We start from the raw sequence: 15,220 nt of genomic DNA on the forward strand, positions 1-15,220 counted from the left end.
TGCACGGTGCGCCGCCGCATTGCGCGGCGACGTTCTGCGCGCTCAGGAAAACGCCGGGCCGCCCCTGGTTTTCCGCCCCGAAGGAAGTCCCCTTGGGGGATCCCCTCGTCGGGGTGCCTGGCGCGAACCGACAGGTCCGCAGACGCTCAAATCGCGCCCGCGTCGCGCAGGGCGGCAATCGCCTGCGCGTCGTAGCCGAGGCCGCGCAGCACCTCGTCCGTATGCTCGCCGAGCTCCGGTCCGAGCCAGCGCGTTTCGCCCGGCGTGTCCGACAGCTTCGGCGTGATGTTCGGCAGCGGAATGTCGGTGCCGTCGGCGAGCTTGAAGCGCTGGATCATCTGCCGCGCGACGAACTGCGGATCGGTGAACATGTCGGCGGCGCTGTAGATGCGCCCGGCCGGCACGTCGGCCGCGTTGAGCACGACGAGCGCATCGTCGATCGTGCGCGGCGCGAGCCACGCGGCAATCGCGTCGTCGATTTCCTGCGTGCGCGGCACGCGCCCGTCGTTGCGCGCGAGCGCGGGATCGCCGGCGAGGTCGTCGCGCTCGATCGCCTTCATCAGCCGCTTGAAGATCGGGTCGCTGTTGCCGCCGATCACGATGCTGCCGTCGCGGCACGCGTATGTGTTCGACGGGACGATGCCCGGCAGCGACGCGCCGGTGCGCTCGCGCACCATCCCGTACACGCCGTATTCGGGCACCACGCTTTCCATCATGTTGAATACGGCTTCGTACAGCGCAACGTCGACCACCTGCCCCGCACCGCCGTTGACCTTGCGGTGATGGAGCGCCATCAGCGCGCCGATCACGCCGTGCAGCGCGGCGATCGAATCGCCGATCGAGATGCCGATGCGCGGCGGCGGCAGGTCGGGATAGCCGGTGATGTGGCGCAGCCCGCCCATCGATTCGGCGATCGCGCCGAAGCCGGGCCGGTCGCGGTACGGGCCCGTCTGCCCGTAGCCGGACAGGCGCACCATCACGAGCCCGGGGTTGTCGGCCGACACCACGTCGTAGCCGAGCCCGAGCTTTTCGAGCAGGCCGGGACGGAAGTTCTCGATCACGATGTCGGCCTCGCTCGCGAGCTGCCGCGCGATCGCCTTGCCGGCATCGGATTTCAGATTGAGCGTGACCGACTTCTTGTTGCGCGCCTGGACGGACCACCACAGCGACGTGCCGCCCTGCTCCGGGTGGAGCTTGCGCCACTTGCGCAGCGGGTCTCCGCCGTTCGGATCCTCGATCTTGATCACTTCCGCGCCGAATTCGGCGAACAGCCGCGACGCGAACGGCCCCGCGATCAGCGTTCCGAATTCGAGCACTTTGACGCCCGCGAGCGGGCCCTGGCTGGTGCTCATGTGTCTCCCTGGCATGAGGAACGGCGCCGCCGGCAGGCGGCGCCCGGCTTACATCGTGCGGCGGTCGAGCATCGCGCGGGCGATGGTGCCCGCGTCGACGTATTCGAGCTCGCCGCCCACCGGCACGCCGCGCGCGAGGCGCGTGACCGAAAGGCCGCGCGCCTTCAGCGTCTGGCCGAGGTAGTGCGCAGTGGCTTCGCCTTCGTTCGTGAAGTTGGTCGCGAGCACGACTTCCTTGACGATTCCGTCGGATGCGCGCCGCACGAGACGGTCGAAATGGATTTCCTTCGGGCCGATCCCGTCGAGCGGGCTCAGCCGCCCCATCAGCACGAAATACAGCCCGCGGTAAGTCATCGTCTGCTCGAGCATGATCTGGTCGGCAGGCGTCTCGACGACGCACAGCAGCGTCGGGTCACGTTCCTCGTCGCTGCAGACCTCGCAGATCTGCGCTTCGGTGAACGTGTTGCACTTCTCGCAGTGCTGCAGGTGCTCGGTCGCGAACAGCAGCGACCGGCCGAGCCGCTCCGCGCCCTCGCGGTCGTGCTGCATCAGGTGGACCGCCATGCGCTGCGCGGATTTCGGCCCGACGCCGGGCAGCACGCGCAGTGCTTCGACGAGAGCGGACAAGGCGGACGGCTGTTTCATACGGCGGCAAACAGTGGCAAGGGCGCCGCGCTCAGAACGGCAGCTTGAAGCCCGGGGGCAGCGGCAGGCCCGACGTCATGCCGCTCATCTTTTCCTGCGACGTCGCCTCGGCCTTGCGCACGGCGTCGTTGAACGCAGCCGCGACGAGATCCTCGAGCATGTCCTTGTCGTCCGCGAGCAGGCTCGGGTCGATCGCCACGCGACGCACTTCGTTGCGGCACGTCATCGTCACCTTGACGAGGCCCGCCCCCGACTGCCCTTCGACTTCGATCAGCGCAAGCTGCTCCTGCATCTTCTTCATGTTTTCCTGCATTTGCTGCGCTTGCTTCATCAGTCCGGCGAGGTTGCCTTTCAACATGGGAATACTCCTTCTTTCTTGATCGTGTGAAAACCGGCACGCGGAGCGTGCCGGCCAATGTGTGCGGGCGTGATTGTGCCTGTCGCGGTGCGGTCAGTTCAATGCAGCGTCGGCGGCGGGCCGTCCGGCGCCGAATCGGCGAGCGGACGCACCGAGCCCTCGACGATGCGCGCACCGAAGTCGCGCACGAGCTGCTGGACGAACGGATCGCCGTGAATCTCCTGCTCGGCCTCGCGCTGGCGCGCCGCGCGCGCGGCCGCATCGAGCGCCGCCGCCGTGCGCCGTGCGGGCCCGACTTCGACCGCTACTTCGACCGGCTTGCCGAGCGCGTCGGCCAGCGCGGCCTTCAGCTTCGCAACCTGCGCGGCGTCCGCGTACTGCGGCACCGGCACGGAAAGTTTCAATGTCGTCGCATCGACGGCCGTCAGTTCGCTATTGAACGCGAGCTGGTATGCGACACCCTTGAGCGGCAGGCGCGCGGCCAGCGCCGGCCATTCGCCGTCGAAGCCGACCGGATCGAGCGCGATCGCGGGCGGCAACGGACGCGTGTCGACCGGCGCGGCCGGACGCGCTTCCGCCGGCGTCGGGGGCACGCGCACATCGTCGGGACCGCTGTCGAACACGGGGACGAAGCCGTCGTCGGGCGCGCCGAACATCTCGTCGGCGCTGAGCGGCACGTAGTCGTCCGGCGGGATGTCCTCCCACGGCGGCGAAGCCTGGCGCGAATCGGCTGCTTGCGGCGCACGGGCGGCAGCGCGCGGCGTCGGCACCTGCACGGCTGGACGCGGCGCGGCCGGCTTCTCGGCGGCCGCCTGGGTCACCGGTTTCGGGGCCGCGCCTGCCCTCGCACGGTCGGACGACACGCGCATTCCCGCATTGCGCAGCACGTCGAGCGCGGCAGCGGCACCGCCTGCGCGCGAAGCCGGACGCGCGGCAGGCTCGGACGGCGCCGCGCGCGGCACCGGTTCGGCCGGCGCAGCCGGTTCTTCGTTTCGCTGCGCAACGGCAGCGGCAGCAGCGGCAGGCGGCTCGGATTCCTTGCGGGCGGGTGGCGGCGTATCGCCGGCCGGCGCCGCTTGCGGCGCCACATTCGTTTCCGGCTGCAGCGCCTCGACAACCTGCGCATCAACCGCAGCCGGCGCGGACGTCTGGATGGCAGCCGGTTTCACGGCCGACTGGCCTGCTGCATCGCCGGACTGCGCCGGCGCCGGCGCTGAACGCGCAACCGGCGCAGCAGGCGAAGCCTGTGCGGCAGCCGGTGCACGCACCGCTTCAGCGGGTGCGGCCGATACCGGCTTCGCCGCAGCGGCCGATGCGGCAGCGCGCGGGCCCGGCACGACACGCGGCACGGACGGCTGGCCGCCCGGTGCACTGCCGGCGGCAACGGCCGGCTCGAATGCGAGCATTCGCAACAGCGTCATCGTGAAACCGGCGTACTCGTCCGGCGCGAGGCCGAGCTCCGCGCGCCCGACCGTCGCGATCTGATAGAACAGCTGAACCTGTTCGGGGCTCAGCGTCTCCGCGAAGCGGCGCAGGTCGGCCGCTTCCGGCCATTCGTCGAGCACCGAGCCCGGCGCGAACTGCGCCCACGCAATCCGGTGCAGCAGGCTCGCGAGATCCTGCAATGCGGTCGAGAACGACAGGCTGCGCAGCGACATCTCGTCGGCAATCTCTAGGATTTCCGGGCCGCCGCCGGCCGCGAGCGCGTCGAGCAGGCGCACCATGTAAGTCTGGTCGAGCGCGCCGAGCATGCCCGACACGGCCGACTCGGTCACCTCGTTCGCCGAATAGGCGATCGCCTGGTCGGTGAGCGACAGCGCGTCGCGCATGCTGCCCTGCGCGGCACGCGCGAGCAGGCGCAGCGCCTGCGGTTCGAACGTGATCTGCTCTTCGCCGAGGATCCGCTCGAGATGCGACACGATGTGCCCGGCCGGCATCTGCTTCAGGTTGAACTGCAGGCAGCGCGACAGCACGGTGACGGGAATTTTCTGCGGATCGGTCGTCGCGAGGATGAACTTGACATGCGACGGCGGCTCTTCGAGCGTCTTCAGCATCGCGTTGAACGCGTGATTCGTCAGCATGTGCACTTCGTCGATCATGTAGACCTTGAAGCGCGCATCGACGGGCGCGTACACCGCGCGCTCGAGCAGCGCGGCCATTTCGTCGACGCCGCGGTTGCTCGCGGCATCCATCTCGACGTAATCGACGAAACGCCCCTCGTCGATCTCGCGACAGGCACGACACACGCCGCACGGTTGCGACGTGACGCCGGTTTCACAGTTGAGTGCCTTCGCGAAGATCCGCGACAGCGTCGTCTTGCCGACACCGCGGGTTCCGGTAAACAGATAGGCGTGATGGAGACGCCCGCCGTCGAGCGCGTGCGTGAGCGCCCTGACGACGTGCTCCTGGCCGACGAGCGAAGCGAAATCCTTCGGACGCCACTTGCGTGCGAGAACTTGATAGGTCATCGGGAAATTGTATCAGTAACGCTGCGTCGCGCCGACACGCGAAACGGTGTGGAGACGGGCAAAGCGCAGGTAAAACGGAGTGTGGTGCGGAAATAAAAAACGCCCTGCGAACGGGGCGAGAAGGAAGGTGACGAGCCCGACCCTCGGCACTGGCGGAAAACGATTGTGGCTGCTTCGTTCCCGACCTGACCAGGTTCACCGCCCCACCATGCGAGGAGGCCCGTCACGGCATATTCTATCACCGCTTCCGGATGAATGCGACCGTTTGTTCGCATCAATACGAACAACCCTGCCAGCCGGCGCGCGTCCAGCCACCCGAATCGCCACATATATGCCGCCCCCTTGTAATTTGCGAGCCGGCCTCCACCTGCAGGGCACAACGGTCGAACGTCGCGTCGTACCCCTACTCGCGTAGCGGCTACTATCGCCGCCCGCAGCAGATAGCAATTTAGGCTAATATGACGCCCGAACGACCCGCGAGCCGCGGCATGCAGTGCTTACGCCCCTCCCTTCCGGAGAGCGGAGTGGCCTGCCGCAGCGGCCGGCAGCCTACGGCGGCCGGTACGCCGCAACGCGCAAGCAGGCAGTCCCCGAACCGTAAGAGGTATTGACCCAATGAGCGAACAGATCAAACACATCAGCGACGCATCGTTCGAACAGGACGTCGTCAAGTCCGACAAGCCCGTGCTCGTCGATTTCTGGGCCGAATGGTGCGGCCCGTGCAAAATGATCGCCCCGATCCTCGACGAAGTCGCGAAGGACTACGGCGACAAGCTGCAGATCGCGAAGATCAACGTCGACGACAACCAGGCAACGCCCGCGAAATTCGGCGTGCGCGGCATCCCGACGCTGATCCTGTTCAAGAACGGCGCGGCCGCCGCGCAGAAGGTCGGCGCGCTGTCGAAGTCGCAGCTCACCGCATTCCTGGACAGCCACCTGTAATACCGGCAGTTCCGCGGACGTGTTGTCAGCCGGCAACACGTCCGCCGTCAAGCCGCCGATCGGCCGCTCAAGCGCGAATCGGCCTATGCTAGAATTAAAAAACGTCTACAAGACGCATTTAAGTCTCTGAGCGCTTCCGCTCGCCCTCCTCCCTTATTTCTTTCGTCGCTTCTCCTCCCTGGCGGGTTCTCCGTATGCATTTATCCGAGCTCAAGTCTCTGCACGTGTCCGAACTGATCGAAATGGCCAATGGCCTCGAGATCGAAAACGCGAACCGCCTGCGCAAGCAGGAGTTGATGTTCGCCATTCTTAAAAAGCGCGCCAAGACGGGAGAGACGATCTTCGGCGACGGTACGCTCGAAGTGCTGCCGGACGGCTTCGGTTTCCTGCGCTCGCCGGAAATGTCGTACCTCGCGAGCACCGACGACATCTACATCAGCCCGTCGCAGATCCGCCGCTTCAACCTGCACACCGGCGACACCATCGAAGGTGAAGTCCGCACGCCGAAGGACGGCGAGCGCTACTTCGCGCTGGTGAAGGTCGACAAAGTCAACGGGCAGCCGCCCGAGGCCTCGAAACACAAGATCATGTTCGAGAACCTCACGCCGCTGCACCCGAACAAGCCGCTGTCGCTCGAGCGCGAAATGCGCGGCGAGGAAAACGTCACGGGCCGCATCATCGACATGATCGCGCCGATCGGCAAGGGCCAGCGCGGCCTGCTCGTCGCGTCGCCGAAGTCGGGCAAGACCGTGATGCTCCAGCACATCGCACACGCGATCAAGCAGAACCACCCGGACGTGATCCTGTTCGTGCTGCTGATCGACGAGCGCCCTGAAGAAGTGACCGAAATGCAGCGCTCGGTCGCCGGCGAAGTGATCGCATCGACGTTCGACGAACCGGCCACGCGCCACGTCCAGGTCGCCGAAATGGTGATCGAGAAGGCCAAGCGCCTCGTCGAAATGAAGCACGACGTCGTGATCCTGCTCGACTCGATCACGCGTCTCGCACGTGCGTACAACACCGTGATCCCGGCATCGGGCAAGGTGCTGACGGGCGGTGTCGACGCGAACGCACTGCAGCGTCCGAAGCGCTTCTTCGGTGCTGCGCGCAACATCGAGGAAGGCGGCTCGCTGACGATCATCGGCACCGCGCTGATCGAAACCGGCAGCCGCATGGACGACGTGATCTACGAAGAGTTCAAGGGCACCGGCAACATGGAAGTGCACCTCGAGCGCCGTCTCGCGGAAAAGCGCGTGTATCCGTCGATCAACCTGAACAAGTCGGGCACGCGTCGCGAGGAAATGCTGATCAAGCCCGAGATCCTTCAGAAGATCTGGGTGCTGCGCAAGTTCATCCACGACATGGACGAAGTCGAGGCGATGGAATTCCTGCTCGACAAGATCCGCCAGACGAAGAGCAACTCCGAGTTCTTCGACCTGATGCGCCGCGGCGGCTGATCGCCCCGCCCCGCAACGAACGGCCGCCCGCGCATCCTGCCCGGCGGCCGTTTTTCGATCCCAACATGAACGTGAACGTACAGGTTGATCTATAATCGCGCCATCGCCCCGATCGAATCCCCCGCCTCCCGATGCCGAACGACGCCTCCACCCCGCTGCTGACCGTGAGCGACGCCGCATCGCGGCTCGGCGTCACGCCGCGCACGCTGAAGTATTACGAAGAGCGCGGGCTCGTCACGCCGTCACGCAGCGAAGGCCGCTACCGCCTCTACGACGAAGCCGATCTCGAACGCTTCGCGCGCATCCTGCGGCTGCGCGCGCTCGGCTTCTCGCTGCACGGCATCACCGAAATGCTGAAGCGCCCGCTGGAAGAAACGGTCGACGGCCGGCGCCGCTATTCGGATGCGTCGCTGCGCGACATCCGTACCGGCCTCGCCGGGCAGATCGATACGCTCGACCGGCGGATCGCGGCCGTCCAGCGCGAGCTGAAGGAAGCCGTCGCACTGCGCAAGGAACTGCAGCACGACATCGACTACGTCGAGCGGCGCCTCGCCGGCGAAAACCCCGATGCGCTGATCGCGCAGCGGCAGGCCGAAGCCGGAACGCGACGCACGCGCAAGGACCGCGAATGAACGCGGTGCCCGGCCGCTCGCCACTGTGGAGCCGCGCGAACCTGCGCGCGGACCTGTTCCCGTGGGCGCTCGCGCTCGTCACCGGCATCGACTACTTCGACAACGCGGCCTTCTCGTTCTTCGCGAGCTACATCGCGGGCGGCATCAATGCGTCGCCCGACGAACTCGTGTGGTCGTCGAGCGCGTATGCGGTGACGGCCGTGCTCGGCATCCTGCAGCAGCAATGGTGGGTCGACCGCCTCGGGCATCGCCGCTATGTCGCGGGCTGCATGCTGATGTTCTCGTTCGGCGCGATCGCGGCCGCGCTTGCCGACACGTCGCTGGAACTCGCGTTCGCACGCGGTTTCCAGGGCTATTTCATCGGCCCGATGATGGGCGCGTGCCGGATCCTGATCCAGATCAGCTTCAAGCCGCAGGAACGGCCGCCCGCGACGCGCGCGTTCCTGATCATGATCCTGCTCGGCAGCGCGCTCGCGCCGATCGTCGGCGGGCTGCTCGTCGCGCATTCGACGTGGCGTGCGCTGTTCGCGTGCACGGCACCCGCCGGCATCGCATTCGCGATCCTCGCGCTGCTCACGCTGCCCGATTCGGGTCGGACACCCGACGACGAACGCGGCTCCGGGCACTTCTGGCCGTATGTCGTGTTCGCGCTCGCGCAAGGTGCACTGCAGATCGTGCTGCAGCAGGTGCATTACCAGCTCTACAGCGGCTCACCGATGCTGATCCTGCTGACGATCCTGGGGATCGGCGCACTCGCGTGGTTCGCGTATCACCAGTGGCATCACCCGACGCCGCTCGTCCGGCTGCATGCGTTCCGCGAGCGGACATTCCAGGTCGGGCTGCTGCTCTACATGTTCTATTACTACGAGACGACGGGTTTCAGTTACCTGACATCGCGGTTGCTCGAAGGCGGGCTCGGCTACCCGGTCGAGAACGCCGGGCGCCTGGTGGGCACGATGTCGCTGATCTCGGCCACCGCGCTGTTCGCGTACCTGCGCTACGCGAAATTCGTCACGCACAAGAAGTGGTTCGTCGTGCCAGGGTTCGCGATCGCCGTCACGGCCGCGCTGTGGATGACGCGGATGACGCCGCAGGTCGGCGAAGCCGCGCTGATCGTCCCGCTGCTGCTGCGCGGCCTGCTGCTGCTCTTCATCGTGCTGCCGGTGGCCAACCTGACGTTCCGGATCTTCGCGATCGACGAATACACGCACGGCTACCGGCTGAAAAACATCGTGCGGCAACTGACGATCTCGTTCGCGACGTCGTCGGTGATCATCGTCGAGCAGCACCGCGTGGCGGTGCACCAGACGCGGCTGGTCGAACGCGCGAACGTGTTCGATCCGCTGTTCCAGCAGACCGTCGACACCCTGACACGCAGCTATGCGGCCGCCGGGCACGCGCTGAACGAAGCGCACGGCCTCGCGATCGCCGCCATCGCCCGCATGGTCGCGCAACAGGCGTCGTTCCTCGCGTCGCTCGACGGTTTTTACTTCCTGGCGGGCGTTGCACTCGTCGGCGGCCTCTTCGCAGCATGGCAAAAAGAGATCGATTGAGTTAAAAGACAGGCTTTGGATTTCCGTCCGCAGCCTCCATGCTCTCGAAACTGACCCGCTGGTTCGACGACCGCCGCCGCAACCGCGCGCTGCGCAGCCACCCGATCCCCGACGCGCTGTGGCAGGAAACCGTCGAACGCCTGCCGTTCCTCGCGGCACTGACGCCCGATGCGCTCGGCCGGCTGCGCGAGCTGACGAGCCTGTTCGTCGCGAAGAAATCGTTTTCGACCGCGCACGGGCTCGAACTGACCGATGCGATGATCGTCGCGATCGCCGCGCAGGCCTGCCTGCCCGTGCTGAATCTCGACCTGTCGCTGTACGACGGCTGGGTCGGCGTCGTCGTGTATCCGGGCGAATTCCTGATCCGCAAGACCGTGCAGGACGAGGACGGCGTCGTCCATGAAGTCGAGCAGGATGCGAGCGGCGAGGCATGGGAAGGCGGCCCCGTGATCCTGTCGTGGGAAGACGCGCAGATGACGGACGGCGATGACGCGTACAACGTCGTGATCCACGAGTTCGCGCACAAGATCGACATGGTCAACGGCGCGGCCGACGGCTATCCGCCGCTGTTTCGCCGCTGGCACGCGCCGCACCTCGATGCACAGGCGTGGGCCGACGTGTTCGAACATGCGTACGACCAGTTCTGCGCGCGGGTCGACGCGGTGCCGGACCGCGCGTGGGCGCGCTTCGAGCGGGAATCGCTGATCGATCCCTATGCGGCCGACCACCCGTCGGAATTCTTCGCAGTGTGCAGCGAAGCGCTGTTCGTGCGACCGAAAGCGTTCGAGTCCGAATTTCCGGAGCTTTACCGGCTGCTCGCCCGCTACTACCGGCAGGATCCGGCGGGCACCGGCGCGCTCGACGCGTCGTGAAAATTATTCGTCAACCATCTGATTTTCTGGCATAATCGCCGTTTTTCGACCTTAGGCAAGTGGCTCGCGCCGGGCTTGGCGTCGTCTGGTATGCGCAATGTGCGCGCTCCGGCACGGCAAGCGGCGGGTTGGCTACCGCTCTCACCAAGGAAAGACCATGAAAGAAGGCATCCACCCGAACTACCGCGAAGTCGTCTTCCAAGACATGTCGAACGGCTTCAAGTTCATCACGCGCTCGACGATCCAGACGCGCGAAAACATCGAACTCGACGGCAAGACCTACCCGCTCGCCAAGATCGAAGTGTCGTCGGAATCGCACTCGTTCTACACGGGTCAGCAAAAGATCATGGACACGGCAGGCCGTGTCGAGAAGTTCAAGAACAAGTTCGGCGTTCGCGCCAGCGGCAAGGCGAAGTAAGCTTCGCACCGCATCCGGTGGTTGCAACGCACCGGTATCGCACAAAAGGGCAGCCCAGGCTGCCCTTTTTTGTCTCTGCTCGCCGGGAAAGCGCCGGCCGGCGTCCGGGCATCGACCTGACGCGCAACAGCCGGCGCGTCTACAATGCCGGATGCTCGAAACCGGCTCGACCGCGCGCACCCGCGCCGCCCGCTCGCCCATAACAAATCGCTCATCTGCATGAAGCCTGTCGTCCGTCTCACCGCCTCCGCCACGCGTGCGCTGCCGCGCTGGCTGCTGCTCACGCTTTGCTTCGTTTATGCCGCGTTCGGCCTGTTCGGCCGCGACCCGTGGAAGAACGAGGACGCGGCGGGCTTCGGCGTGATGTGGACGATGGCCAAGGGCGGCTGGCACGACTGGCTGCTGCCAAACCTCGTCGGCAAGTTCATCACGACCGACGGGCCGCTCGGCTACTGGCTCGGCGCACTGTCGATCCGCGGCCTCGGCCCGTGGGTCGATGCGAGCAACGCGTCGCGCGTCGACACGGGCGTGCTGTTCTGCGTCGCGTGCGCGTTCGTCTGGTACGCGGCCTACCTGCTCGGCCGGCGCGCCGAGGTCCAGCCGTTCAAGTACGCATTCGGCGGCGAGCCGGAGCCGCGCGACTATGGCCGCACGCTCGCCGACGGCGCGCTGCTGGTCCTCGTCGCGTGCTTCGGCCTCGCGGAACGCGGGCACGAGACCACGCCGCAGGTCGCGCAGTTCGCGGGAATCGCGATGCTCGTCTACGGGATCGTGCGCGGCATCGACAAGCCGATGCAGGGCGCGCTGTGGTGGGGCCTCGCGATCGGCATCGTCGCGCTGTCCGGCAACCCCGTGCTGGTCGTCGCGCTGCTCGCCGGCACCGCCGCGTTGTGGCTCGTCACGCCCGAGATGCGCAACCTGCGCCTGCCGCTGGTCGGCGTGCCGCTCGCGGCCGCGATCTTCGCGCTGTGGCCGCTTGCCGCGTTCGTCGCGGCGCCCGACGACGCCGCGTGGTTCTTCAACCAGTGGATCCACGGCAGCCTGATGCGCTTTTCGGGCCCGCCGACCGCCGTGCTCACGTATGCGTCGAAGAACCTGCCTCTGTTCACGTGGCCCGCGTGGCCGCTCGCGATCTGGGCGTGGTGGAGCTGGGCCGGCATGCGCCGTCGCGCGCACATCGCGATTCCGCTGTCGGTCGCCGTGCCGCTCGTCGCGCTCGTGATCCTGCAGAGCCAGCAGTCGAACCGCATGTACATGCTGCTGCTGCCGCCGCTCGCGGTGCTCGCGACGTTCGCGCTGCCGACCCTCAAGCGCGGCGCGATCAACGCGTTCGACTGGTTCGCGGTGCTGAGCTTCACGATCCTCGGCACCTTCGTATGGCTCGTGTGGCTCGCGTCGCTCACGGGCTTCCCGCATCCGCTCGCGCGCAACCTCGCGCGTCTGGTGCCCGGCTACGAGCCGCATTTCAAGATCCTGTCGTTCATCTGCGCGGTAATCGTCACCGTGTGCTGGTGCGTGATCGTGCGCTGGCGCGTCTCGCGGCAGCCGAAGGTGCTGTGGCGCAGCGTCGTGCTGTCGGGCGCGGGCACCACGCTGATGTGGGTGCTGCTGATGACGCTGTGGCTGCCGATCGTCAACTACGGCCGGACCTATCGCGACGTCGCTCAGCAGATCGCGTCGCACCTGCCGTCCGACTACGAGTGCATCTCGCCGGTGCGGCTCGGCGATGCGCAGATCGCGACCTTCGCGTACTTCGGCGACATGCACTTCGATTTCTCCGGCGACTGCGACGTGATCCTGCGCCAGGACCGCTCCGACTTCGGCGAGCCGAGTGCAATGTCGCAATACGTGTGGCGTCTCGTATGGGAAGGCCGCCGCGTCGCCGACCGCGACGAACGCTTCCGCCTGTACGAGCGCATCGAACGGCCGAAGACGCCCGTCAAGCGACGCCCGCCGCGCCGCCAGGCGGCCGATTGACGATGTTCGGCGACATCCGCCGAATCGTCGGGCTCGCGTGGCCGGTGCTGGTCGGCCAGCTCGCGATCATCGCGTTCGGTGTGATCGACACCGCGATGGTCGGCCGTTATTCGGCCACCGATCTCGCCGCGCTCGGGCTCGGCTCGTCGATCTACGTGTCGATTTATATCGGCCTGACGGGCATCCTGTCCGCGCTGCAGCCGATCACCGGGCAACTGTACGGCGCACGGCGCTATGCCGAGATCGGCGAGGAAGTCCGTCAGGCGCTGTGGCTCGCGCTGCTGCTCGCGGTGCCCGGCTTCCTGCTGCTGCATTTTCCCGAGCCGCTGCTACGCGTCGCGCACGCGCCCGCCGCGCTGCACGACCGCACCGTCGACTACCTGCGCATCCTGTCGTACGGGCTGCCCGCCAGCCTCGTCTTCCGCATCTACAACGCGCTGACCAACGCAGCCGGCAAGCCCCGGCTCGCGATGATCCTGCAGATCGGCGCGCTGCTGCTCAAGTTTCCGCTCAACGTCTGGTTCGTCTTCGGCGGGCTCGGCGTGCCGGCCCTCGGCGGCCCCGGCTGCGGGCTGGCCAGCACGCTGATCAACTGGGCGCTCGCACTGATCGGCTACACGCTGCTCGCGAAGCTCGACGTGTTCGCGCCGCTCGCGATCTTCTCGCGCTTCTGCTGGCCCGTCTGGGAACGCCAGAAGGCGATCCTGAAACTCGGCGTGCCGATGGGCCTGTCGTACCTGATCGAGGTCACGTCGTACACCTGCATGGCGCTGTTCATCGCGCAGTTCGGCACAACGACGCTCGCCGGCCACCAGATCGCCGGCAACATCGGCGCGGTGCTGTACATGACGCCGCTGTCGATCGGCGTGGCGGCCTCGACGCTGGTCGCGCGCGCGCTCGGCGCCGGACGCCCCGAGGAAGCACGGCTGCTCGGCCGGCACAGCGTGATGTTCGCGTGCGGCGTGGCCGCGACATACGGCGTGCTCGTGTTTACGCTGCGCCCGCTGATCGTCGGCGGCTATACGCCGAACCCGGCCGTCGCCGCGGCCGCGATGCCGCTCGTCGCGATCGTCGCGTGCTACCACGTGTTCGATGCGCTGCAGGTCACGTCGGCGTTCGTGCTGCGTGCATACAAGGTCGCGATCGTACCGACCGTGATCTATGCGGTCGCGCTGTGGGGCGTCGGACTCAGCGGCGGCTACGTGCTCGGCTTCGACGTCGGCGGCATCGCGCCCGCATGGCTGACCGGTGCGCGCGGCTTCTGGTTCGCGAACACGGTCAGCCTGATGCTCGCGGGCGCCGGGCTCGTGGTCTATCTGCGCCACGTAAGCCGCGCGCACGTATCGGCCCAGGCCTGACGCACTGCCCGCTACGCATCCGCCAGCACGTCGGCCGCGTGATATGACGATCGCACGAGCGGGCACTCGGCATCTCGCGCGCAACGCTGTACCGGCGCATCGCGAAGCACCGGATCGTCGCGCCGCACCGCGCGTGACGCGCCGGCGCGACCGCCGTCACACCGCCTGCGCGGCCGCTTCGCTCGTGTTCCCGGCATCAGCAGCCGCTTCGTCGCGCCGCACGAACACCTCGTGCGCGGCGAACAGCGCGTTGAGCGCGGCAGGGATACCGGCGTAGACGGCCATCTGCATGAACACCTCGACGATCTCTTCACGCGTGCAGCCGACGTTCAGCGCGGCCTCGATATGCACCTTCAGTTGCGGCTGCGCATTGCCGAGCGCGGCCAGCGCCGCGATCGTCGCGATCTCGCGCGCTTTGAGGTCGAGCTGCGGCCGGCTGTAGATATCGCCGAAACTGAACTCGACCAGGAGCCGCCCGAAGTCCGGCGCAATCGGCGCAAGCGCCGCGATCACGCGTTCGCCCACTTCACCGTCGATTTCCTTCAGTTTGTTCCAGCCGCGCGTATAGCGGTCTTCAACGAGTTGTTCCATCGTGTCCGTCCTGTTCCGATTGAGGGTGAGAAGGTGTCGCCCGTCGTTCCGTTTCGCGTTCCTGCGCCTCGTAGTACGCGATCTTGTCGCCTATCGCATCGAGACTCGCCTGCAGCTCCGCGATATGCGCGCGCACCGCGTCGCGATGCGCAACCAGCAACCGGCGCCGCGCACCGAACGTCGGCTCGCCTTGCGCGCGCAGCGCCGCGAACTCCTGCATCTGCGCGATCGGCATGCCGGTCGCCTTCAGGCGCATCACGAAGGCCAGCCAGTCAAGGTCGGCCGGCGCATAGAGCCGGTGCCCGGCCGCCGTGCGCGAAATCGCGCGCAGCAGGCCGGCCTGCTCGTAATACCGCAACGTATGCGTCGACATGCCGGTCAACTCGGCAACTTGCCCGATCGTCAGCGGACCGGCGGCGGAAGGTTTGGATACGGTTTTCGACATGGCAGAAACAAGGTTAAGAGTTAGAGCTAACTCTAAGTCAAGCACTATCGAACAGCCAGCGCGACGACAACCCGCGATGCCCCGCGACACCGTAAAGAATGGTCAAAATCGCCGCCCGGCGCGGCTTTCGACCTTTACAGCGACGCAAGCCT

General features: G+C 66.8%; 14 protein-coding genes, 1 other RNA gene and 1 pseudogene. 9 read left to right on the plus strand and 7 right to left on the minus strand.

The annotated features are described in order from the left end of the window. Positions 1–146: 146 nt before the first annotated feature. The 5 genes from LXM88_RS14655 to ffs form a co-directional block, all read right to left on the minus strand. Complete coding sequence (locus LXM88_RS14655; RefSeq protein ID WP_262532023.1) at positions 147–1,352, minus strand: CaiB/BaiF CoA transferase family protein; 1,206 nt, start codon at positions 1,350–1,352, stop codon at positions 147–149. 48 nt (positions 1,353–1,400) lie between these two features. Continuing rightward, entirely contained in the window at positions 1,401–1,997 is a 597-nt protein-coding gene (gene recR, locus LXM88_RS14660) for a recombination mediator RecR (RefSeq protein WP_262532025.1), read from the minus strand. Positions 1,998–2,028: 31 nt separating this feature from the next. Further along, positions 2,029–2,355, minus strand: a complete 327-nt coding sequence (locus LXM88_RS14665) for a YbaB/EbfC family nucleoid-associated protein (protein WP_014896896.1) — start codon at positions 2,353–2,355, stop codon at positions 2,029–2,031. A gap of 98 nt (positions 2,356–2,453) precedes the next feature. After that, on the minus strand, positions 2,454–4,823 hold the full coding sequence (locus LXM88_RS14670; protein ID WP_262532030.1) for a DNA polymerase III subunit gamma/tau: 2,370 nt from the start codon (positions 4,821–4,823) through the stop codon (positions 2,454–2,456). 126 nt (positions 4,824–4,949) lie between these two features. Further along, positions 4,950–5,048: signal recognition particle sRNA small type (gene ffs, locus LXM88_RS14675), an RNA gene on the minus strand. A 390-nt stretch (positions 5,049–5,438) separates the two neighbouring features. On the opposite strand from ffs, the gene trxA reads away from it, so the two are divergent. The 9 genes and pseudogenes from trxA to LXM88_RS37265 form a co-directional block, all read left to right on the plus strand. Then, positions 5,439–5,765: a thioredoxin TrxA gene (trxA, locus tag LXM88_RS14680; RefSeq protein WP_006402348.1), complete on the plus strand. Its 327-nt coding sequence runs from the start codon at positions 5,439–5,441 to the stop codon at positions 5,763–5,765. Between the two features lie 194 nt (positions 5,766–5,959). Further along, positions 5,960–7,222 carry a transcription termination factor Rho gene (gene rho / locus LXM88_RS14685; RefSeq protein ID WP_006478662.1) on the plus strand — a complete coding sequence of 421 codons (1,263 nt, stop codon included), beginning with the start codon at positions 5,960–5,962 and terminating at the stop codon, positions 7,220–7,222. A 131-nt stretch (positions 7,223–7,353) separates the two neighbouring features. Next, positions 7,354–7,854 carry a MerR family transcriptional regulator gene (locus LXM88_RS14690; protein WP_262532316.1) on the plus strand — a complete coding sequence of 167 codons (501 nt, stop codon included), beginning with the start codon at positions 7,354–7,356 and terminating at the stop codon, positions 7,852–7,854. After that, a complete protein-coding gene (locus LXM88_RS14695; protein ID WP_262532318.1) occupies positions 7,851–9,407 on the plus strand; it encodes an MFS transporter in 1,557 nt (518 codons plus the stop codon). Before LXM88_RS14690 ends, LXM88_RS14695 begins: the two co-directional genes overlap by 4 nt. A gap of 38 nt (positions 9,408–9,445) precedes the next feature. After that, positions 9,446–10,279, plus strand: coding sequence for a zinc-dependent peptidase (locus LXM88_RS14700; protein ID WP_262532320.1), 834 nt, complete (start codon positions 9,446–9,448; stop codon positions 10,277–10,279). Positions 10,280–10,436: 157 nt separating this feature from the next. After that, positions 10,437–10,697 (plus strand): type B 50S ribosomal protein L31, encoded by a 261-nt coding sequence (locus LXM88_RS14705; protein ID WP_006753671.1) that lies wholly within the window; start codon positions 10,437–10,439, stop codon positions 10,695–10,697. Positions 10,698–10,841: 144 nt separating this feature from the next. Continuing rightward, positions 10,842–12,674, plus strand: a complete 1,833-nt coding sequence (locus LXM88_RS14710) for an ArnT family glycosyltransferase (protein WP_262532326.1) — start codon at positions 10,842–10,844, stop codon at positions 12,672–12,674. 2 nt (positions 12,675–12,676) lie between these two features. Further along, complete coding sequence (locus tag LXM88_RS14715; RefSeq protein ID WP_262532329.1) at positions 12,677–14,032, plus strand: MATE family efflux transporter; 1,356 nt, start codon at positions 12,677–12,679, stop codon at positions 14,030–14,032. 59 nt (positions 14,033–14,091) lie between these two features. Beyond that, positions 14,092–14,169 (plus strand): annotated as a pseudogene (locus LXM88_RS37265) (helix-turn-helix domain-containing protein); the annotation flags it as partial. Positions 14,170–14,188: 19 nt separating this feature from the next. Here LXM88_RS37265 and LXM88_RS14720 read toward each other — a convergent pair. Both LXM88_RS14720 and LXM88_RS14725 read right to left on the minus strand, forming a co-directional pair. Next, positions 14,189–14,623 (minus strand): carboxymuconolactone decarboxylase family protein, encoded by a 435-nt coding sequence (locus tag LXM88_RS14720; RefSeq protein ID WP_262532332.1) that lies wholly within the window; start codon positions 14,621–14,623, stop codon positions 14,189–14,191. Beyond that, positions 14,607–15,068: a MerR family transcriptional regulator gene (locus LXM88_RS14725; RefSeq protein ID WP_262542852.1), complete on the minus strand. Its 462-nt coding sequence runs from the start codon at positions 15,066–15,068 to the stop codon at positions 14,607–14,609. Before LXM88_RS14725 ends, LXM88_RS14720 begins: the two co-directional genes overlap by 17 nt. Positions 15,069–15,220 lie beyond the last annotated feature (152 nt).

The sequence above is a fragment of the Burkholderia sp. S-53 genome (assembly GCF_025560745.1).
GTDB classification, from domain to species: domain Bacteria; phylum Pseudomonadota; class Gammaproteobacteria; order Burkholderiales; family Burkholderiaceae; genus Burkholderia; species Burkholderia pyrrocinia.